The organism is Mesobacillus jeotgali, assembly GCF_014856545.2.
Lineage (GTDB): Bacteria > Bacillota > Bacilli > Bacillales > Cytobacillaceae > Mesobacillus.
In genome coordinates this window covers 1,866,305-1,881,897 of record NZ_CP109811.1, presented here as the reverse complement: position 1 = coordinate 1,881,897, position 15,593 = coordinate 1,866,305, and the positions used below count along the sequence as shown (strand labels likewise).

At 42.3% G+C, this 15,593-nt stretch carries 14 protein-coding genes and 1 pseudogene; 1 reads left to right on the top strand and 14 read right to left on the bottom strand.

Annotated features, from left to right (window positions below; translation table 11 throughout):
• Positions 1-11: 11 nt before the first annotated feature.
• The 13 genes and pseudogenes from FOF60_RS09270 to FOF60_RS09210 all read right to left on the bottom strand — a co-directional run bounded on the left by FOF60_RS09270 (position 12) and on the right by FOF60_RS09210 (position 13,261).
• Entirely contained in the window at positions 12-524 is a 513-nt protein-coding gene (locus FOF60_RS09270; RefSeq protein ID WP_192473329.1) for a DinB family protein, read from the bottom strand.
• A gap of 106 nt (positions 525-630) precedes the next feature.
• Positions 631-1,077 carry a hypothetical protein gene (locus FOF60_RS09265; protein ID WP_192473330.1) on the bottom strand — a complete coding sequence of 149 codons (447 nt, stop codon included), beginning with the start codon at positions 1,075-1,077 and terminating at the stop codon, positions 631-633.
• A gap of 178 nt (positions 1,078-1,255) precedes the next feature.
• Entirely contained in the window at positions 1,256-3,181 is a 1,926-nt protein-coding gene (mutL, locus tag FOF60_RS09260) for a DNA mismatch repair endonuclease MutL (RefSeq protein ID WP_192473331.1), read from the bottom strand.
• Between the two features lie 54 nt (positions 3,182-3,235).
• Positions 3,236-5,895: pseudogene (gene mutS, locus FOF60_RS09255) on the bottom strand (DNA mismatch repair protein MutS).
• 268 nt (positions 5,896-6,163) lie between these two features.
• Entirely contained in the window at positions 6,164-7,294 is a 1,131-nt protein-coding gene (locus FOF60_RS09250) for an ABC transporter permease (protein WP_192473333.1), read from the bottom strand.
• Positions 7,287-8,477, bottom strand: coding sequence for an ABC transporter permease (locus tag FOF60_RS09245; protein WP_192473334.1), 1,191 nt, complete (start codon positions 8,475-8,477; stop codon positions 7,287-7,289). The genes FOF60_RS09250 and FOF60_RS09245 overlap by 8 nt, the downstream gene beginning before the upstream one ends.
• Positions 8,478-8,490: 13 nt before the next feature.
• The gene (locus tag FOF60_RS09240) at positions 8,491-9,432 is read right to left on the bottom strand and encodes an ABC transporter ATP-binding protein (RefSeq protein ID WP_192473335.1); all 942 of its coding nucleotides are present in this window, start codon (positions 9,430-9,432) and stop codon (positions 8,491-8,493) included.
• 205 nt (positions 9,433-9,637) lie between these two features.
• Positions 9,638-10,264: a response regulator transcription factor gene (locus FOF60_RS09235; protein ID WP_192473336.1), complete on the bottom strand. Its 627-nt coding sequence runs from the start codon at positions 10,262-10,264 to the stop codon at positions 9,638-9,640.
• Entirely contained in the window at positions 10,245-11,285 is a 1,041-nt protein-coding gene (locus tag FOF60_RS09230) for a sensor histidine kinase (protein ID WP_192473337.1), read from the bottom strand. The genes FOF60_RS09235 and FOF60_RS09230 overlap by 20 nt, the downstream gene beginning before the upstream one ends.
• Before the next feature lie 131 nt (positions 11,286-11,416).
• Complete coding sequence (locus FOF60_RS09225; RefSeq protein ID WP_413632851.1) at positions 11,417-11,914, bottom strand: GNAT family N-acetyltransferase; 498 nt, start codon at positions 11,912-11,914, stop codon at positions 11,417-11,419.
• Positions 11,915-12,093: 179 nt separating this feature from the next.
• Entirely contained in the window at positions 12,094-12,420 is a 327-nt protein-coding gene (locus tag FOF60_RS09220; RefSeq protein WP_192473338.1) for a hypothetical protein, read from the bottom strand.
• A gap of 27 nt (positions 12,421-12,447) precedes the next feature.
• Positions 12,448-12,591 (bottom strand): hypothetical protein, encoded by a 144-nt coding sequence (locus FOF60_RS09215; RefSeq protein ID WP_192473339.1) that lies wholly within the window; start codon positions 12,589-12,591, stop codon positions 12,448-12,450.
• A gap of 220 nt (positions 12,592-12,811) precedes the next feature.
• Positions 12,812-13,261, bottom strand: a complete 450-nt coding sequence (locus FOF60_RS09210; protein WP_192473340.1) for an NUDIX domain-containing protein — start codon at positions 13,259-13,261, stop codon at positions 12,812-12,814.
• A 191-nt stretch (positions 13,262-13,452) separates the two neighbouring features.
• On the opposite strand from FOF60_RS09210, the gene FOF60_RS09205 reads away from it, so the two are divergent.
• Positions 13,453-14,907 (top strand): aldehyde dehydrogenase family protein, encoded by a 1,455-nt coding sequence (locus FOF60_RS09205; protein ID WP_192473341.1) that lies wholly within the window; start codon positions 13,453-13,455, stop codon positions 14,905-14,907.
• Positions 14,908-15,016: 109 nt separating this feature from the next.
• Here the strand turns inward: FOF60_RS09205 and FOF60_RS09200 are convergent, their stop codons facing one another.
• Positions 15,017-15,526, bottom strand: coding sequence for a hypothetical protein (locus FOF60_RS09200; protein WP_192473342.1), 510 nt, complete (start codon positions 15,524-15,526; stop codon positions 15,017-15,019).
• Between the last annotated feature and the right edge of the window lie 67 nt (positions 15,527-15,593).

The window sequence follows — 15,593 nt, the reverse complement described above, 5'->3', positions numbered from 1 at the left end:
ATCCCACTTTTCTATAAATACTTCTCTTCAATAATTTTCAGATGATGACGTTCATGCCCAGCGACCATATAAGCAACTGTTTCCACCGTAACTTCGAATCCATTCGCATTGCTCCGGTATTTTAACGAGTGTTGTGGCAGGCCTTTTAACAAACTAGTCGTTGCTGTTCTAACATTCTGATAGTCTTCCAAAAGATCAGTCATAGGGCGCTCGTAAAAGGAAGCTTTCTTAACAAATTCATTCTCATCGAACCCCACGAGAGGGTTCTGGTCGCCTCTTGCAATGCGAAGGATTCTGTAGGCCATGATTCTTTCAGTATCTGTGAGATGTCCAAGCACCTCAGACAAAGACCATTTCCCATCCTCATAGCGGTAGTCGGCCTGATCTTCGGTTACTTGGGATAATAGATTATATGTAGTATCCAGCTGTTCAGTAAGAATATCGACGATGTCTCCTTCAGGAACCAGTTTAATATAATTCCGTGTATAGGCAGGGAATTCTTCCAACTTTGGTCGTTTAAACATTCAAATTCACTTCCTTTCTTCATTCATAAAGTATTCGTGTATGATGGGATATTTTCCTCTTATATAATTTAAACAGGCACTGTTCAGATGAACAGTGCCTTCCTATTCACTCTTTATATTGTTTCCTCAGCCTATTAAAATACAGGAAAACCGGCAAAGGAATGACGATAAAGCCCAGGCTTTTGATAATTTGATTGACTGCCCTGTCTTTTTGCCTCGCCTTTTCTTCTGTTACATACAAATCATAGTTGCTGCGGAGTTCTTCCTCAGTCAGTTCTGTTTTGGAATTTTCAATTTTGCCAATGGTCATATTTTGCTTATATTCTGTAAAACTTTGATAGTATCCAGTTGGGCTGACAAGATCCGCCGTCGCCATGAAGATCGAAACGCCTCCCCCAATGACCATCATCAATGTAGCAAACAATACGAGATAGGTATATAAATGTCTGACCACTTTCTCTCCCCCTTGCTCTTTATTTTTCACTGCAAATGCCACTGCAAAAATCAATATAACGACTGGTAAGATGAAGATTAATAATGAAATGACAAACAATCTATCGCCCCCTTTTAAAAGTATAAGAGCCAATAACTAATTTGGTGATTTTATAATTTTCCTATTAGTGTAATTTTACACCACAAGGAAGAGGAATTAAAGGATTTTTATCCAACTGAAGTAAAATTTTCTTACATAAAAAACAGTGCTCCCAATTGGAAACACTGTTTCTTTTGAATCACATTACCCTTTTAAACATTTTCTCCATTTCATATGTGGAGTAATGAACGATGATTGGCCGGCCATGAGGACATGTAAACGGGTCGGACGAACGCCGCAATTCATCCAGCAATGCCTGGATCTCGTCGTTGCGCAGGTGATGATTTGCTTTGATGGATGCCTTGCAGCTCATCATGATGGCTGCTTCTTCCCTAAGCTTTTTAATATCCACTTTTTTCATCATCAAGAGTTGTTCAATCATGTCTTCAATCAGCTCTTTTTCCTCACCGGGAGGGAACCACTGCGGGTGTGAGCGGACGATGAAGCTGTTGTAGCCGAATGGCTCAAGGAAGACTCCCACTTTTTCCAGCTCATGTTGGTGCTCATTGATTTTTATGCACTCATCGGCTGAGTACTCAAGTGTTATTGGCATGAGCATTTCCTGAAGCTCGGTCGCTACCTCGCCTACCTTGTCCCTGAAATACTCATACTTGATTCTCTCCTGGGCAGCATGCTGGTCAATTATATATAATCCGCGGTCGTTTTGAGCGAGAATATAAGTACCGTGCATTTGCCCAATTGGATAAAGAGGAGGGACACGGGAAGCCTGCACTTCAGCAGGCTGTTCGGAAGCTGCTGTTGAGGCAGCCGGTTCTGTCATTCCATCTTCTTGAACAATTTCGTTTTCATCAGGTGCAGCAAATGAAAGTGCTGGATTCTCTTGAGCTACCAAGGCATTTCTCCAGTCAGGAGCTTCCTGCTGTGAAGCTTCTTGTACTTCAGCAGCTTTATAGCTTTTGGTCAGCTCAACAGCCTTCTCCTCCACAAATGGCCTGCGCTCAATGGTTGACTGGATCATTGAAGACTTTTCTTCAGCTTTAGGCAAATGGTCCAGGTCCATGAATGTTTGTTCTGACTTGGGTTTCTCCTGCTTCTGGCTAACCATCCCAGCCGGTATTAATTCCTTCGTCTTAAAAGCGTTCTTTATGACGCTCGAGACGAGCTCATTCAACTCCTGCTCCTTGCTTAATCGCACTTCCATCTTGGATGGATGGACATTCACATCTATCAAAAGCGGGTCCATTTCAATATTCAGCAGGACAACTGGATACCTGCCGATCGGGAGCAGCGTATGGTACCCTTCCTGGATTGCTTTAACAAGAGCATAATTTTTGATAAAACGGCCATTAATCATCGTCGAAATATAATTTCGTGATGCCCTGGTGATTTCCGGCATTGAAATATAACCGCTAATCTTATAATCTAGAGACTCTCCAGAGATTGGGATCATAGCTTTGACCATATTAATCCCGTAAATGGCAGCCAGCACCTGGCGAACATCCCCATTTCCTGTTGTCTTCAAAAGCTGGCGCCCATTATGGATAAGCCTGAAGGAGATATTCGGGTTTGCCAGCGCCAGGCGGTTGACGACATCAGTAATATTGCCAAGTTCGGTATGGATCGTCTTCATATATTTAAGGCGTGCCGGAGTATTAAAAAACAGGTCTGAAATACTGATATCCGTTCCTTTGCGGCTGTCGGCTTTCTCTACTGATTCGACCTTGCCGCCTTCGATGACCACTTTATTGCCTTCGATACCGGTGGATGTTTTCATTTCAAGCCTTGAGACAGAGGCGATACTCGGCAGCGCCTCGCCCCTGAACCCGAGAGTCCTGATCCGGAACAAGTCGTTTTCATTCTTGATCTTGCTCGTGGCATGCCGCTGGAAGGCGACAAGAACATCATCTTCCTCTATGCCGTCTCCATTATCTGTGATTCTGATCCTGGCCAGTCCTGCTTCCTCGAGATCAATCTCAATCACGGTACTGTTGGCATCAATCGCGTTCTCCAATAATTCCTTAACAACCGATGCCGGCCGTTCAACTACCTCACCAGCAGCAATCTTATTTGATAAAGCATCGTCGAGTTGAATAATTTTCGCCATTCCGTCTCACCTCCAGCTATTAGTATTTTCTTCATGCATTTTTGTGAACTATAATTACTTTCGCAGCTTTTTTTGCAGCTCGTAAAGCATATTCATGGCCTGCAAAGGAGTCATATCAAGGATTTCCAGTCCGTTTAATTGTTCAATAATCTGCTTCTCTTTTTTGCTTGAGCCACTTGCTTTCTTTTGTTCGGGCTCTTCATCAAAAAATGATAATTGAGCTGCGGCTGCCGTTTCTGCAGCCTGAAGCATGCTTTGTTTTTCATGGCCATTTTGCAATGGTTCACGCACAGAGTCTGCGCTCTTCAGACTTTTAAGTTCAGTAGACACCTGGGTATCCGTATGTTCGAGTATTTGCAGGATTTCAGCAGCGCGTTCGATCAGATCTGCCGGTAATTCTGCCAGCTGGGCAACATGTATTCCGTAACTTTTATCTGCTGCACCCTCCTTGATTTTATGAAGAAAGACTACTTTTCCATTCTGTTCAACTGCACTGACATGTACATTCTTCAACTTTTCCAATTCATTTTCCAGTGAAGTCATTTCATGATAATGTGTCGAAAACAGCGTCTTTGCGCTGATCTTATCATGGATATATTCAATCATAGCCTGGGCGAGTGCCATGCCGTCATAAGTTGAGGTACCACGGCCGATTTCATCAAAAAGGATCAAACTGTCTTTCGTCGCATTGGTAATTGCGTTCTTTGCCTCCAGCATTTCGACCATGAAAGTACTTTGTCCGGAAACAAGATCATCCGCCGCCCCAATCCTGGTGAAAACCTGGTCGAATATCGGCAAGACCGCCTCGGAGGCCGGGACAAAACAGCCTATTTGAGCCATGATAGCTGTCAGGGCAACCTGGCGCATATATGTGCTTTTACCAGACATATTCGGCCCTGTAATCAGCAGGACTTCACGGTCATTGTCCATATAGCAATCGTTAGGCACGTATTCCTGTGCATCCATCACCTTTTCGACAACTGGATGGCGTCCATCCTTCAGGACAATTTTCCGATCAGCTGAGAAAATAGGTCTTACATAATGACGCTGTTCACTCAGCTCTGCAAACCCGAGAATGACATCAAGTTCACTTAGAGCCCTTGCAAGTCCCTGCAATCTAGGAATATATTCTTTTATCGTCTCGCGAATTCCGGTAAATAGCTGATATTCTAGCTCGACACTTTTTTCCTCGGCTGCAAGGATCAAGTCTTCCTTTTCCTTCAGTCAGGCGTGATAAAGCGCTCAGCATTAGAAAGCGTCTGTTTGCGCTCATACTGGCCTTCCTGAAGAAGATGCAGGTTCGCCTTCGTTATTTCAATATAGTAGCCAAACACTCGGTTATAGCCAACCTTTAAGGATTTTATCCCTGTTTTCTCACGCTCATCCCGCTCCAGCATCGCAATCCACGTTTTTCCATTCCTGCTGGCATCTCGGTATTGATCAAGCTGCTGATCGTAACCATCGCGAATGATATTCCCTTCCTTGACAGAGATCGGAGGATTATCGACGATGGCCTGTTCGAGCAGATCCGCTGCCTCCTCGCAAGGGTCAAGTCTATCTGCCATATGGGCAGCTTCCTCGTGGGGAAGACTCTCCAAAATATGTTTTAGCGATGGCACCTGTAATAAAGACCTTTTTAGCTGCATCAAGTCTCTTGGATTTAAATTGCCAAAAGCAACCCTGCCGGCCAAACGTTCAAGATCGTATACCTCTTTCAGCTTCTCCCGCAATTCCTGGCGCTCAAAAAACTGTCCGACAAAAAGCTGGACCAGTTCTTGGCGGCGGCCGATTTCTCCTTTGTCAATCAACGGCCTGTTTATCCATTGCTTCAGCATCCTGCCGCCCATGGCAGTCATTGTCTCATCAAGCAGCCATAGAAGTGTTCCTTTTTTTGCAGTAGAACGTATCGTTTCTGTCAGTTCAAGATTTCGCTTCGAAAAATAATCAATCTTCATATATTGCTGGACCTGATAGGCAGATACCTTTTGCAAATGATCAAGGCTGCGCTTCTGCGTCCGGTACAAATAATTGAATAATCTTGAAGCTGTGCTTTTTAACTGCTCATTCTCAAGGTGCTCAAATAGAACTGAGAAAGCTTCATTCATTTCAGTGTTATCCTCTATTGACAGCGCTAGAATAGAACGCTCCTTCAGCTTTTTCTGGACTTCTGGTGAAAGCGTGCTTTCAATGACAACTTCCTTTGCTCCGGAAATCGATAATTCGTTAATAAGGTCTTCAATACTGCCGTTAATTAAAGTAGCCCTGCTTTCTCCTGTCGACAGGTCACTGCAGGCAAAACCATATATGTTTCCCTGAAAAGCCGAAACAGTAGCGATAAAGTTATTTTCTTTTTCTAAAAGCCCTCTTCCTTCCATTACGGTTCCCGGAGTGATTAGCTGGACAACTTCACGCTTAACGACACCTTTGGCAGTCTTGGGATCTTCTGTTTGTTCACAAATCGCTACTTTATAGCCTTTGTTAATCAACTGTTCAATATAGTTAGGAGCTGAGTGGTAAGGAACACCGCACATCGGAATCCGTTCCTCTCCACCGCCCTCTCTGCTCGTCAGTGTAATTTCAAGTTCCTGTGATGCCTTTAATGCATCCTCGAAGAACATTTCATAAAAATCTCCCAAACGGAAAAATAAAAAGGCATCCTTGTAATCCGCCTTCACTTGCAGGTATTGCTTGATCATAGGGGTATATGCAGCCATATTATCCTCCAAAATTCACTTTGCTTTTATTGTAAGGTCATTGCAAGGGATCCGCTTTGACCGTTTTCCATTCTCTTACTCTTTTTCGGTCAATGCAGAAGCCCTGACCTAACCGTTTCCCGTGCTCACACTCTTATTTGGGCAATGCACACTGGAAACAGCTCTTTTTCGACTATTATTCTAAATATCTATTATAACTCGACAAAAAATAATTTTCGATAGAATCCCCTTAAAAAGAATTACCAGTCCCTATAAGGACTGGCATTTTTTAATCATATTTCATCTTCCTCAACCCAATTGTAAAAAATAGTAAGCTGAATACTAGTAATACCAGTGTTGAATTCCGGAGTGCAGGGAGATAAAGGCTTCCACTGACGATTTCACGGAATCCTGTGATCATCCAACTTTGGGGCACTACCTTGGCTATTTGCTGCATGAATTCCGGCACAATCTCTATTGGCCAGTAAACACCTCCGAGCATGCATGTACTGACAATCAACACAGCGCTCAGCGCACTAGCCTGCTGTCTCGATTTTACGATGCTGGCCATCATCAGGCCAAAGCCGACAATCGTGATGATGACGAGTGCTGCAAATGGTACGAAATAAAACAAATTGCCCCACATTGAACCATAAATTAAGTACATGACAATCATGAGGACGATTAACTGGATTGCCCCCATCAAGAAATATGAAAATAGATAGCCTGTCATTACCTGGACTTTCGTTGTTGGTGACGTGAGCAGGCGCTGCCATGTGCCGCCAATTTTTTCATCAAGAATGGTGGAGGCTGCTCCTGATATGCCAAACATCATGAACATAATCGTAAAGCCGATCGCCAGCATGCCGACTGAACCAGTCTTTGATTCTTCTTTATGAATGACTTCACTGCTGATTTCCAATGGTTCTCGCGCTGCTGCTTTTTCTAGTATAGCTTTGAAGGCCAATGCATCTTGTTCAGGGGACATTTCAATGGTTTGAATAACAGTCCTCCCAACACCTTCAACATAACTTTTTAATGCAAGATACTCCTGGGTTTTCCTTTGGACAACCATTTGAAAAAGAGGCTTACCGGAATCATGGCTCTCTAATGCCGATTCAGCGATTATCACCGCTGCAATAGCCTCTTGATTTTCGACCGATTCTCTGGCTTGCTTTTCCTCCGCATTTCTCCAGGTATACTGGCCATTTGATGACAGTAACTCGAGAATCCTGCTGTTTGATTCATCATCTTTTGCTGCCATCAGCACAACCGGTTTATCCCGTGAAGACCCTTCTGAGCCAATTCCTCCAAAAATAAGACTGAACATAATTGGCATGATGAACATCATCACAATCGCTGAAGGTGATTTGAACAATGATTTCAGATGTAAAATGGCAATGGATAAAATTTTACGCATGCAAAGCCCTCCTCCCAGCGAAAAGGGATACAAACGCAATTAGAAGGGATACAAGACCAATCGCAATTAAAATGCCTGCTTCTATCAGTACTTGCCATACTCCGGCACCAGACATGAGCTCCAGGAATGTTTGGAGGGCAAGAGCATTTGGAAGGACTTTGACGACCGTATTGACCCAGTCGGGAAAGATATACAATGGGACCATGCTCCCTCCAAGTGCAGCCATTATTTGAGTAGCCAGCATTCCGGCAGCATTGAATGTTTTCTCTTTTTTGACTAGAGCTCCCAGAAGTACCCCCAGCCCGCTGACACTAAAAACAAATGCAAAGCCGACAATTATAACCCCAGTCATGGACTCTCCCCATTGAACATCGTAAAGGTAATGTGTCCCAAGAATAATAATGAAAAATTGAACTGAAGACATAAACAGCAAGCCAATAAACTTGCCTATTAAGTAATGTTGATTAGACAGCTTTGTAACAAGCAAACGATTGAATACATCTTGTTCCTTTTCATCGATCATTGCGCTTACTCCAGTAATAACCGTCATCAGCAAGAACATGACACCCATACCGGCTGCGTAATACTGGAATGAGCCCACTGGTTTCTGATCCTGTTCTGCCGCTGCTTCTTCAACAAAGGCATAATCAGCTTCCGCCAATTGAGACATAGCAGGGAGAGCTTTGCCAAAGCTGGTTGGGCCAGCGACCTCCATTGCAATTACATTTATAGCGGCACTCTGAGTGAATTGAAGCACGACATTCTCGACAATCGATGATTGAATAGAAGCTGACGGAATGGAGATGACCCGTACCTCAGAATTCCCACCCGAAATGATGTGGCCGGAAAAATCCCGCGGAATAATGATACCGACGGAAATTTCCTGCTCCTTTAAACTGTCTTCCAGCTTCTCCTCGGTCATTTCCTTTGCAGAAATGAGTTCCGGAAGGCCTTTCTTGAATACCTCTTGAGACAAGACACTGCCAAGCTCGCCTTCATCATAATTCACAATACCGACCTTGAATTTTTTAATCGAAGCTGCTTCCTCTTCATCCATCATATTGCCAAATGCTGCACCAAGGATCCCAATCAATAAAATAGGCATAAAGACAAGCGTCAACAGTGCCTTCCGGTCTCTGCCCATGAGGAGCGCATCTTTTAGTGCCAGCCACCAAAAACCCATTTCAACTACCTCCTTAATCCCTTAAACTTCGGCCAGTAAGGTGGAGAAATACACTCTCAAGGTTCGGTTCCACGACTTCTACGGATGTGATTTCAAAACCCGCTCCCGTAACTGACTGAATTAATTCACTTAGCACTTTTTGTGGCTCTTTATGAAAAATGGCCAGCTCATCATGATTCAATGACAGGTCTTTTTCAGGTATTGAAGGAGACAGTATCGTCTTTATGTTTTCAAGGTTGAGTGCCTTCGAAAAGTTCATGACAATCCGTGAACGATCACCAATTGTCTCCCTCAACTCGGAAATGGATCCCGATGTAATGAATTCTCCCTGATCCATAATGCCGATCTTTTCACAAAGATACTCAACTTCCTCCATATAGTGACTTGTATAGATAACAGTCATCCCTTCTGCATTCAATTGTTTCACTGTTTCAAGGATATGGCTGCGGGATTGAGGATCGATCCCTACAGTTGGTTCATCCATGATCAATAATTCCGGTTTATGTAAAATCGCAGCACCGATATTGACTCTCCTCTTCATACCGCCAGAAAAAGTCTCTACTTTTTCCCTGGCCCGATCGGTCAAACCGATGATTTCAAGTACTTCATTTATCCTTTTTTGCAAGTGGTTTCCTCTTAAACCGTACATTCTTCCCCAGAATGTAAGGTTTTCCCGCGCACTCATCGTTTGGTATAGAGCAATTTCCTGAGGAACAATGCCTAAAAGCGCTTGCCCCTGCTTTGGCTGCCTGACCATGTCAATGCCTGCTATGTCAATGGTTCCTGAACTTGGAGGGAATAACCCGGATATCATCTGGATCGTGGTGGTCTTTCCTGCCCCATTTGGTCCCAAAAGACCAAATGATTCACCTTTTTGCACGGAAAAAGAAACATTCTTAACTGCTTCGAAATCTCTGAACCTCTTAGTCAATTGACTTACTTCCAGGACTTCCATTCAGACACCTGCTTTCGACCTATATTTGATTTTATTATCTCAGAAAAACTGCATTTATGAAATAATTTCCAATTAATACATGAAATTGTTTTAAAAGATTCTCAAATGGATTATGACATCCCACCTGCAATTCCCCCCAAGAAAGAACATATTTTAATCACATTAAGAGAAATAAAAAAGCAAGACATCATTATCTGTCCTGCTTCTAAGGCTGCAATACATTATATTTCAATGCAGTCTCGACCCATTCATATCGTTTGTGCGTTCCTAGCTTCTCACCGATTTTCTGGCGATGGTTTTCAACGGTTTTGACTGATATATCAAGCCTTTCCGCGATATCCTTTTGGGAATATCCTTTTACAGTAAGAATAAATACCTCTTTTTCTCGCTTCGTTATTGGAAGATCAACGAGATTGATTTGGTCACCTTCCGAATCATCTTCCCACACATGGGTATCGAACACCTTTTGGTTCGCTAAAATTTTGTCCAGGGATTGGATGAGATCGTCCCGCTTCAGCTGCTTGATTAAATAACCGTCGGCCCCGGCCTCGTAGGCTTTCTTCTGATACCCGATATCATCGTGCATCGAGAAAATGACTATTTTGGCATCAGGCAGAAGTTTCCGCAGCCTTTCCAATGTCGTCATTCCATCCAGGCCGCCCGGCATCGAAAGGTCCAGCAGTACCAGGTCGGCGGGGAAGTCCGCTGCAGCTTTAACTGCTTCATAGCCATCGCAGGCACAAATCCTTCCGTCAATGCAAAAAGATTGCTGTAAGAGCATACTTAATCCATCCCGGACGATTTCATGGTCATCAATGATCATTAGGTTCATCTTCCCTCTCCTCCTCCGCTTTTGTTAAAGATACAAACCCTTCTACCCGTGTAGGTCCGCCTTCCTTGCTGACCCACTTAATATCCCCATCAAGTATTTTGCAGCGCTCGTACATATGCTTCAGGCCGAGCCCTTTCGTCTTGCATCCTTTGGAAATGAAACCATTGCCATTATCGAATAACTGAAAAAATATATATTGATAGAATGTTTTTAAATGGATGGAGAAATAGGTTGCTTTTCCATGACGAACCGAATTTGTGATACTTTCCTGGATAATCCTGAATAGATGAAGTTCTTTTTCCGGATCAAGTTTTTGCTCCTTATCAAGCTCCATCTCCAAAAAAATGTCTATTTGGTATAGTTTTCTCCAGTCCTTTACAGCTTGACGAAGTGATTTCTCCAAACCAATATCATAAACGATTTCAGGTCTGAGACTTTTGGTCAGGCGCTTAATATCTTCAAGGGTTTTTTCCATAACATTGACCATGTTGGTGACATGATTTTGATACTTCTCTTCGTTAATATTCTGTTTGATTACCTCAAGGCCAAGAAAAATGCTATAGACACTCTGTCCTATATGATCATGCAGTTCCATGGCTATCCTTTTGCGCTCTGCCTCCTGCGCCAGCAGTGTTTCTTGAACAAGCAGCTCATGGAATCGTGCCCGCTCGCTATTCTCATTCCGTACAGGCGGCCGTATTCTAAGTACATAAAATTCTTCTTCCGATATAATCATCTTCTTTAAAGACATTTCAAATTCTTCAAGTCCTTCATATACCGCCAGATGGGAGTTGAAAAAAGGAATCGGTTCATCAGAAGTTAAAATACAGCGATTTTCATCCTCATCCAGCTCTCTTTCCTGGCAATAAGTACAGTAGGGTACTTTCTCGCCAAGCTTCCATCCAGTCATATGAACTGCCTTTTCATTAAGATAATGAATACTCCGATCCTTATCCATTACAATCATGCCCTCAGGCAGATGATCAACAATTTCCGCCAAAAATTCTGTTTGGATAACCATAAACTAATCCCTCGCTAAAACATCTCTTCTTCGCAACTCCATTTTAACCCTTATTCAGGCTGGTACTCTGCCATGTTTATTAACATTAAGTGAAATATCAAGTGTATATACAAAAAAAGACCCAACTAGGGTCAAAATTTTTTTTGAAATTTACTGTGTTGATCTGTTTCACCGATGTAGTGAAATCCATTTGCACAGTAGAATTGATTCAGTTTGCTGTTGTCGGCAACACAGTCTAATTTTAAATAGGTTTTGTCAGTTGAAACATTATCCTCAATCCACCTTAATATCTCTTTTCCAAGACCTTTGCCGATAAATGCGGGCAATACAGCAAGCCTGTGCAGATACATTGAATCTCCATCAGGGTCCTCCCCAAATATATGCTTGTCCCATTCACTTTGGGTTGTCGACAGTGTAAATGTACCAATTAATTTTTCATTATTCAGGAGGATATATGTTTTTTTCTGCTTTATGGCTTCCAGGATTTCCTCATCATCCCCTCCGTTTAAAAGGTATTGCCATTGATTAATTCCATGATCTTGCATCCACTTTGCGTTATTTTTTAGCAACTCGATAATCTTTTCGCCATCTTCTATTACCGCAAGTCTAACCAGACTATTTTCCAGCAAAAAATGACACCCACCTTCTATTAGTTTAGTGTACTATTCTATATTTCAAGTGATATTCCTTCACTAATTCTTGTTTTGCTATTTTGTTGCTTTACCACCAATCCGAAAACAAAGATAAGAATGAACGCAAAAAGAGCAAAAAAAACAGGCTGAGCTCAGCCTGTTTTAAAGTTATGACATCATCTTAACGTATTGAGAACAGCCTCAATATCTTCACTGGTCATTTCGGCTGCTTGAGCCATTGTCCTGACATCCTTTGATGCCCAGTAATCATATAAACGCGCCAGGTCATTACGATTATATACTTGATTACCGAAGTGGCTGTAAAAATAAGCAACCAGAAGATTGGCTACATTTGCCGGGAGTTTATTGCGAGTTGAAATCGACCTAAGTGCAATATTCTCAAGTCCGCGGATATTATTATCGGTAAATTTCTCTACCACTTCTATTGGCAGAGCGGTTTCACAAAAAGTAAGGAATTCTGGATCAGTTAATTGTTTATTCATAGAAAATCTCCTGCTTAATTTACTTTTTCAGATTGCTTCCAGCGCATTCTCTAAAAGTTTGATGTCCATATTTATAGATTTTTTTATAGTGGCATCATTACATCGCTTGTATTCTTTATGAAGTCTTCTTAGTTCTTCGTAAAAGATCCGGTATTCAAAGTTGTTAATCATAATCTCCCTCATTATTTTACTGTTCTAAGAAATATTTTCCCATTTATGCCTATGGTCAAACAAATTTATCATGAGGAATGTGATTATGCTAACATTACCATTAAGCAGGTCAGAAAGGAAAGGGGTATTTTGGTTCATTTAAATTTCCCAACAAGGATACCTTATTCAGACATGTTATCAATCCCATTCTTGCTATTATAATGCCTGTATATTAGGTATTTTAACCGTTATTTTCCATCATTGTTAGTGCCTTTTGGACAGCCCAGCTTTGATGTTCATGAAACAATCTCTTTACTGCTTCTCCCGCTTCGATCCACTTGAGGTTATGGTCTGCCTCTAAAGGTTCTCCCGTATTTCCGGCTATTCTGGCAAAATAAAAGTGTCCTTCCACAAGATAATATGTACCATCCTTCTCCGAGTAAAAATATCGCTGTGCTTTTACTATCCATTCGCCGATTTCAAGAAGCTTTCCCATTTCTTCAATGCCTTCTCTTACAAGACACTCAACGTGACTTTCACTTCCTTCCATGCCACCGCCAGGAAGGAAATATCGCCCATCATCCGTCTCTATTAATGCAACCAGATTCTCATTTTCCTTCAATATGATTCCATACACCCCCGGCCGCCAGGTATAGTTTATTTCTGGTTCCATTTTCCCAAAAGTTATCATTCTTGCATCCCTTCAATCCAAAAAGTATTTATGTTTATGATAAACAACTAGAGAAGCACTTAATTTTGGAACAATTTTCTTCAGTTTACTTTTCGTGTTTTCACAAGAATCTCCTTCCATTTCTTTAAATTACTTTTCAACTATCTTTGCGAGGGTAAAAAAATAGAGACTATATTACTAGGAGTGAGATTATGGAACTGTACAAAAGTTTGAATAAACAATATATCAGCGGAGAATGGCGAGATGGTACTGGCCAGAGCCGCTATAAGGATAAAAACCCGTATAACGAAGAAGTCTTGGCTGAATTCAAGATGGCTGGAATTGAAGATGTTAAGCAAGCGTATGAGTCTGCCAGGAAAGCCCAAAAAGAATGGGAGAATGTCAATCCTTTCGAACGTTCTACCATCATGGAAAATGCAGTCCGCATCATGTCGGAAAGGCGAAAGGAATTGGTAGAGTTACTCGTATCAGAGTCTGGCTCTACCCATATAAAGGCGAATGTCGAGGTTGATTTCTGTATCGCCATCACTAGAGAGTCAGCGTCATTCCCATTAAGAATGGACGGCAAGATGGTGCCTTCCCTTGTTCCCGGAAAGGAAAATCGTGTATACCGTAAACCACTTGGGGTGGTAGGTGTCATCAGTCCATTTAACTTCCCAATGTACTTATCAATGCGTTCTGTTGCACCTGCACTTGCAGTTGGCAATGGAGTCGTGTTGAAGCCTGATGAACAGACCGCAATGAGTGGCGGTACTGTGATCGCTAAAATATTTGAAGAAGCGGGTCTGCCAAAAGGTTTGCTCAATGTTACTATATCTGATATCGGTGAAATCGGAGATTCATTCGTAGAGAATCCTGTGCCAAGAATGATTTCGTTCACTGGTTCAACTGGTGTCGGCCGCCATATCGGAGCGCTTTGCGGCCAAAACATAAAAAAAGTGGCGTTGGAGCTCGGCGGTAATAATGCACTCGTAGTCCTTAAGGATGCAAATATAGAGCATGCCATAAACTCCGCCATCTTCGGCAAATTCATGCATAATGGACAAATCTGCATGGCTGTTAACCGCGTGATCGTCCATAAGGACCGATATGATGAATTCGTTGAAAGGTTTGTGGAAAAAACTCAGAATCTTAAAGCTGGTGATCCACGCGAGCCTGATACTCTGATTGGACCACTGATCAACCGCGGAGCAGTCGAACGGATTCTTAAAGATATTGAGAAGGCTAAATCTGAAGGAGCAGAAGTGGTGCTGGAGGGCTCTGCAAATGGCACGCTAATGACTCCATACGTGCTTACGGGCAGCAATGAGGTCGCAACGGCGAAGAACGAGATGTTCGGTCCAGTCGTAACCATCATTCCTGTTGAAAGCGAAGAAGAAGCAATCCGCATTGCTAACGACACACCATTTGGATTAAGCGGAGCCGTCCACGCAGGATCTGTTGAAAAAGGTGTCGAAGTAGCCAAGCAAATACAATCTGGCATGGTACATGTTAATGACCAAAGCGTAAACGATGAACCACTGGTTGCTTTTGGCGGCGAAAAAGATTCAGGTCTTGGAAGATTCGGCGGGGAATGGTCCCTTGAAGAATTTACAACTGTACAATGGATATCAGCCCAGACCAATCCACGCAAATACCCATTTTAACATGTTAAAAGCTGAACCTCTGGTTCAGCTTTTTGCTTTAGATTGAAAACCTGCAAGTATTCTTTGAACAGGGCGAATCAGCGAAGTTAAGCCAAATTACCAAGGTCCCCTACTCCTGCAAAATATGCTTATACTCTTCGTGAGTCTTTGCTTGCATTGCTTCAGTAACACGCGGCGTAAAATCAGCCTCTACATGTTCGACAATCATATTGTAAAGCATTTGCATTCTTACATCCTGATAAGCCATCTGAATATGAATATGTTTTACATTCCTATCTTTCATCATTAAAGCAGAATTAAAATTATTGCTTCCCATAAGCTTTGATGCTGACCTTGTTTCTAAAACAATATCTTTTTCTTGTTCAGATAGGTTCAGCTTTTCAGTATTTATCTGTATATCGGCCATTTCCGCGAGCTTTACCTCTCCTTTACGCTTTGGATCTATAAGTTCAAGCATTACTCTCACATGATCCCTTAGCATTTGGATATTCAACTGAATCAGTTTCTCTAACTCTTGATTGTCTACAATTTCATGGTAGATCTTTAACTTGCTGATTACTCCTTGATGGGTCGGCAGGTGTTCAGCCATGATTCCTAAATCCACAGCAGGCAAATTCATCAAAAATCCCTCCTCGTTCCTCATAGGCATTATATTCGTAAGTTTGTTAACTGTTCTAAGCCTTATC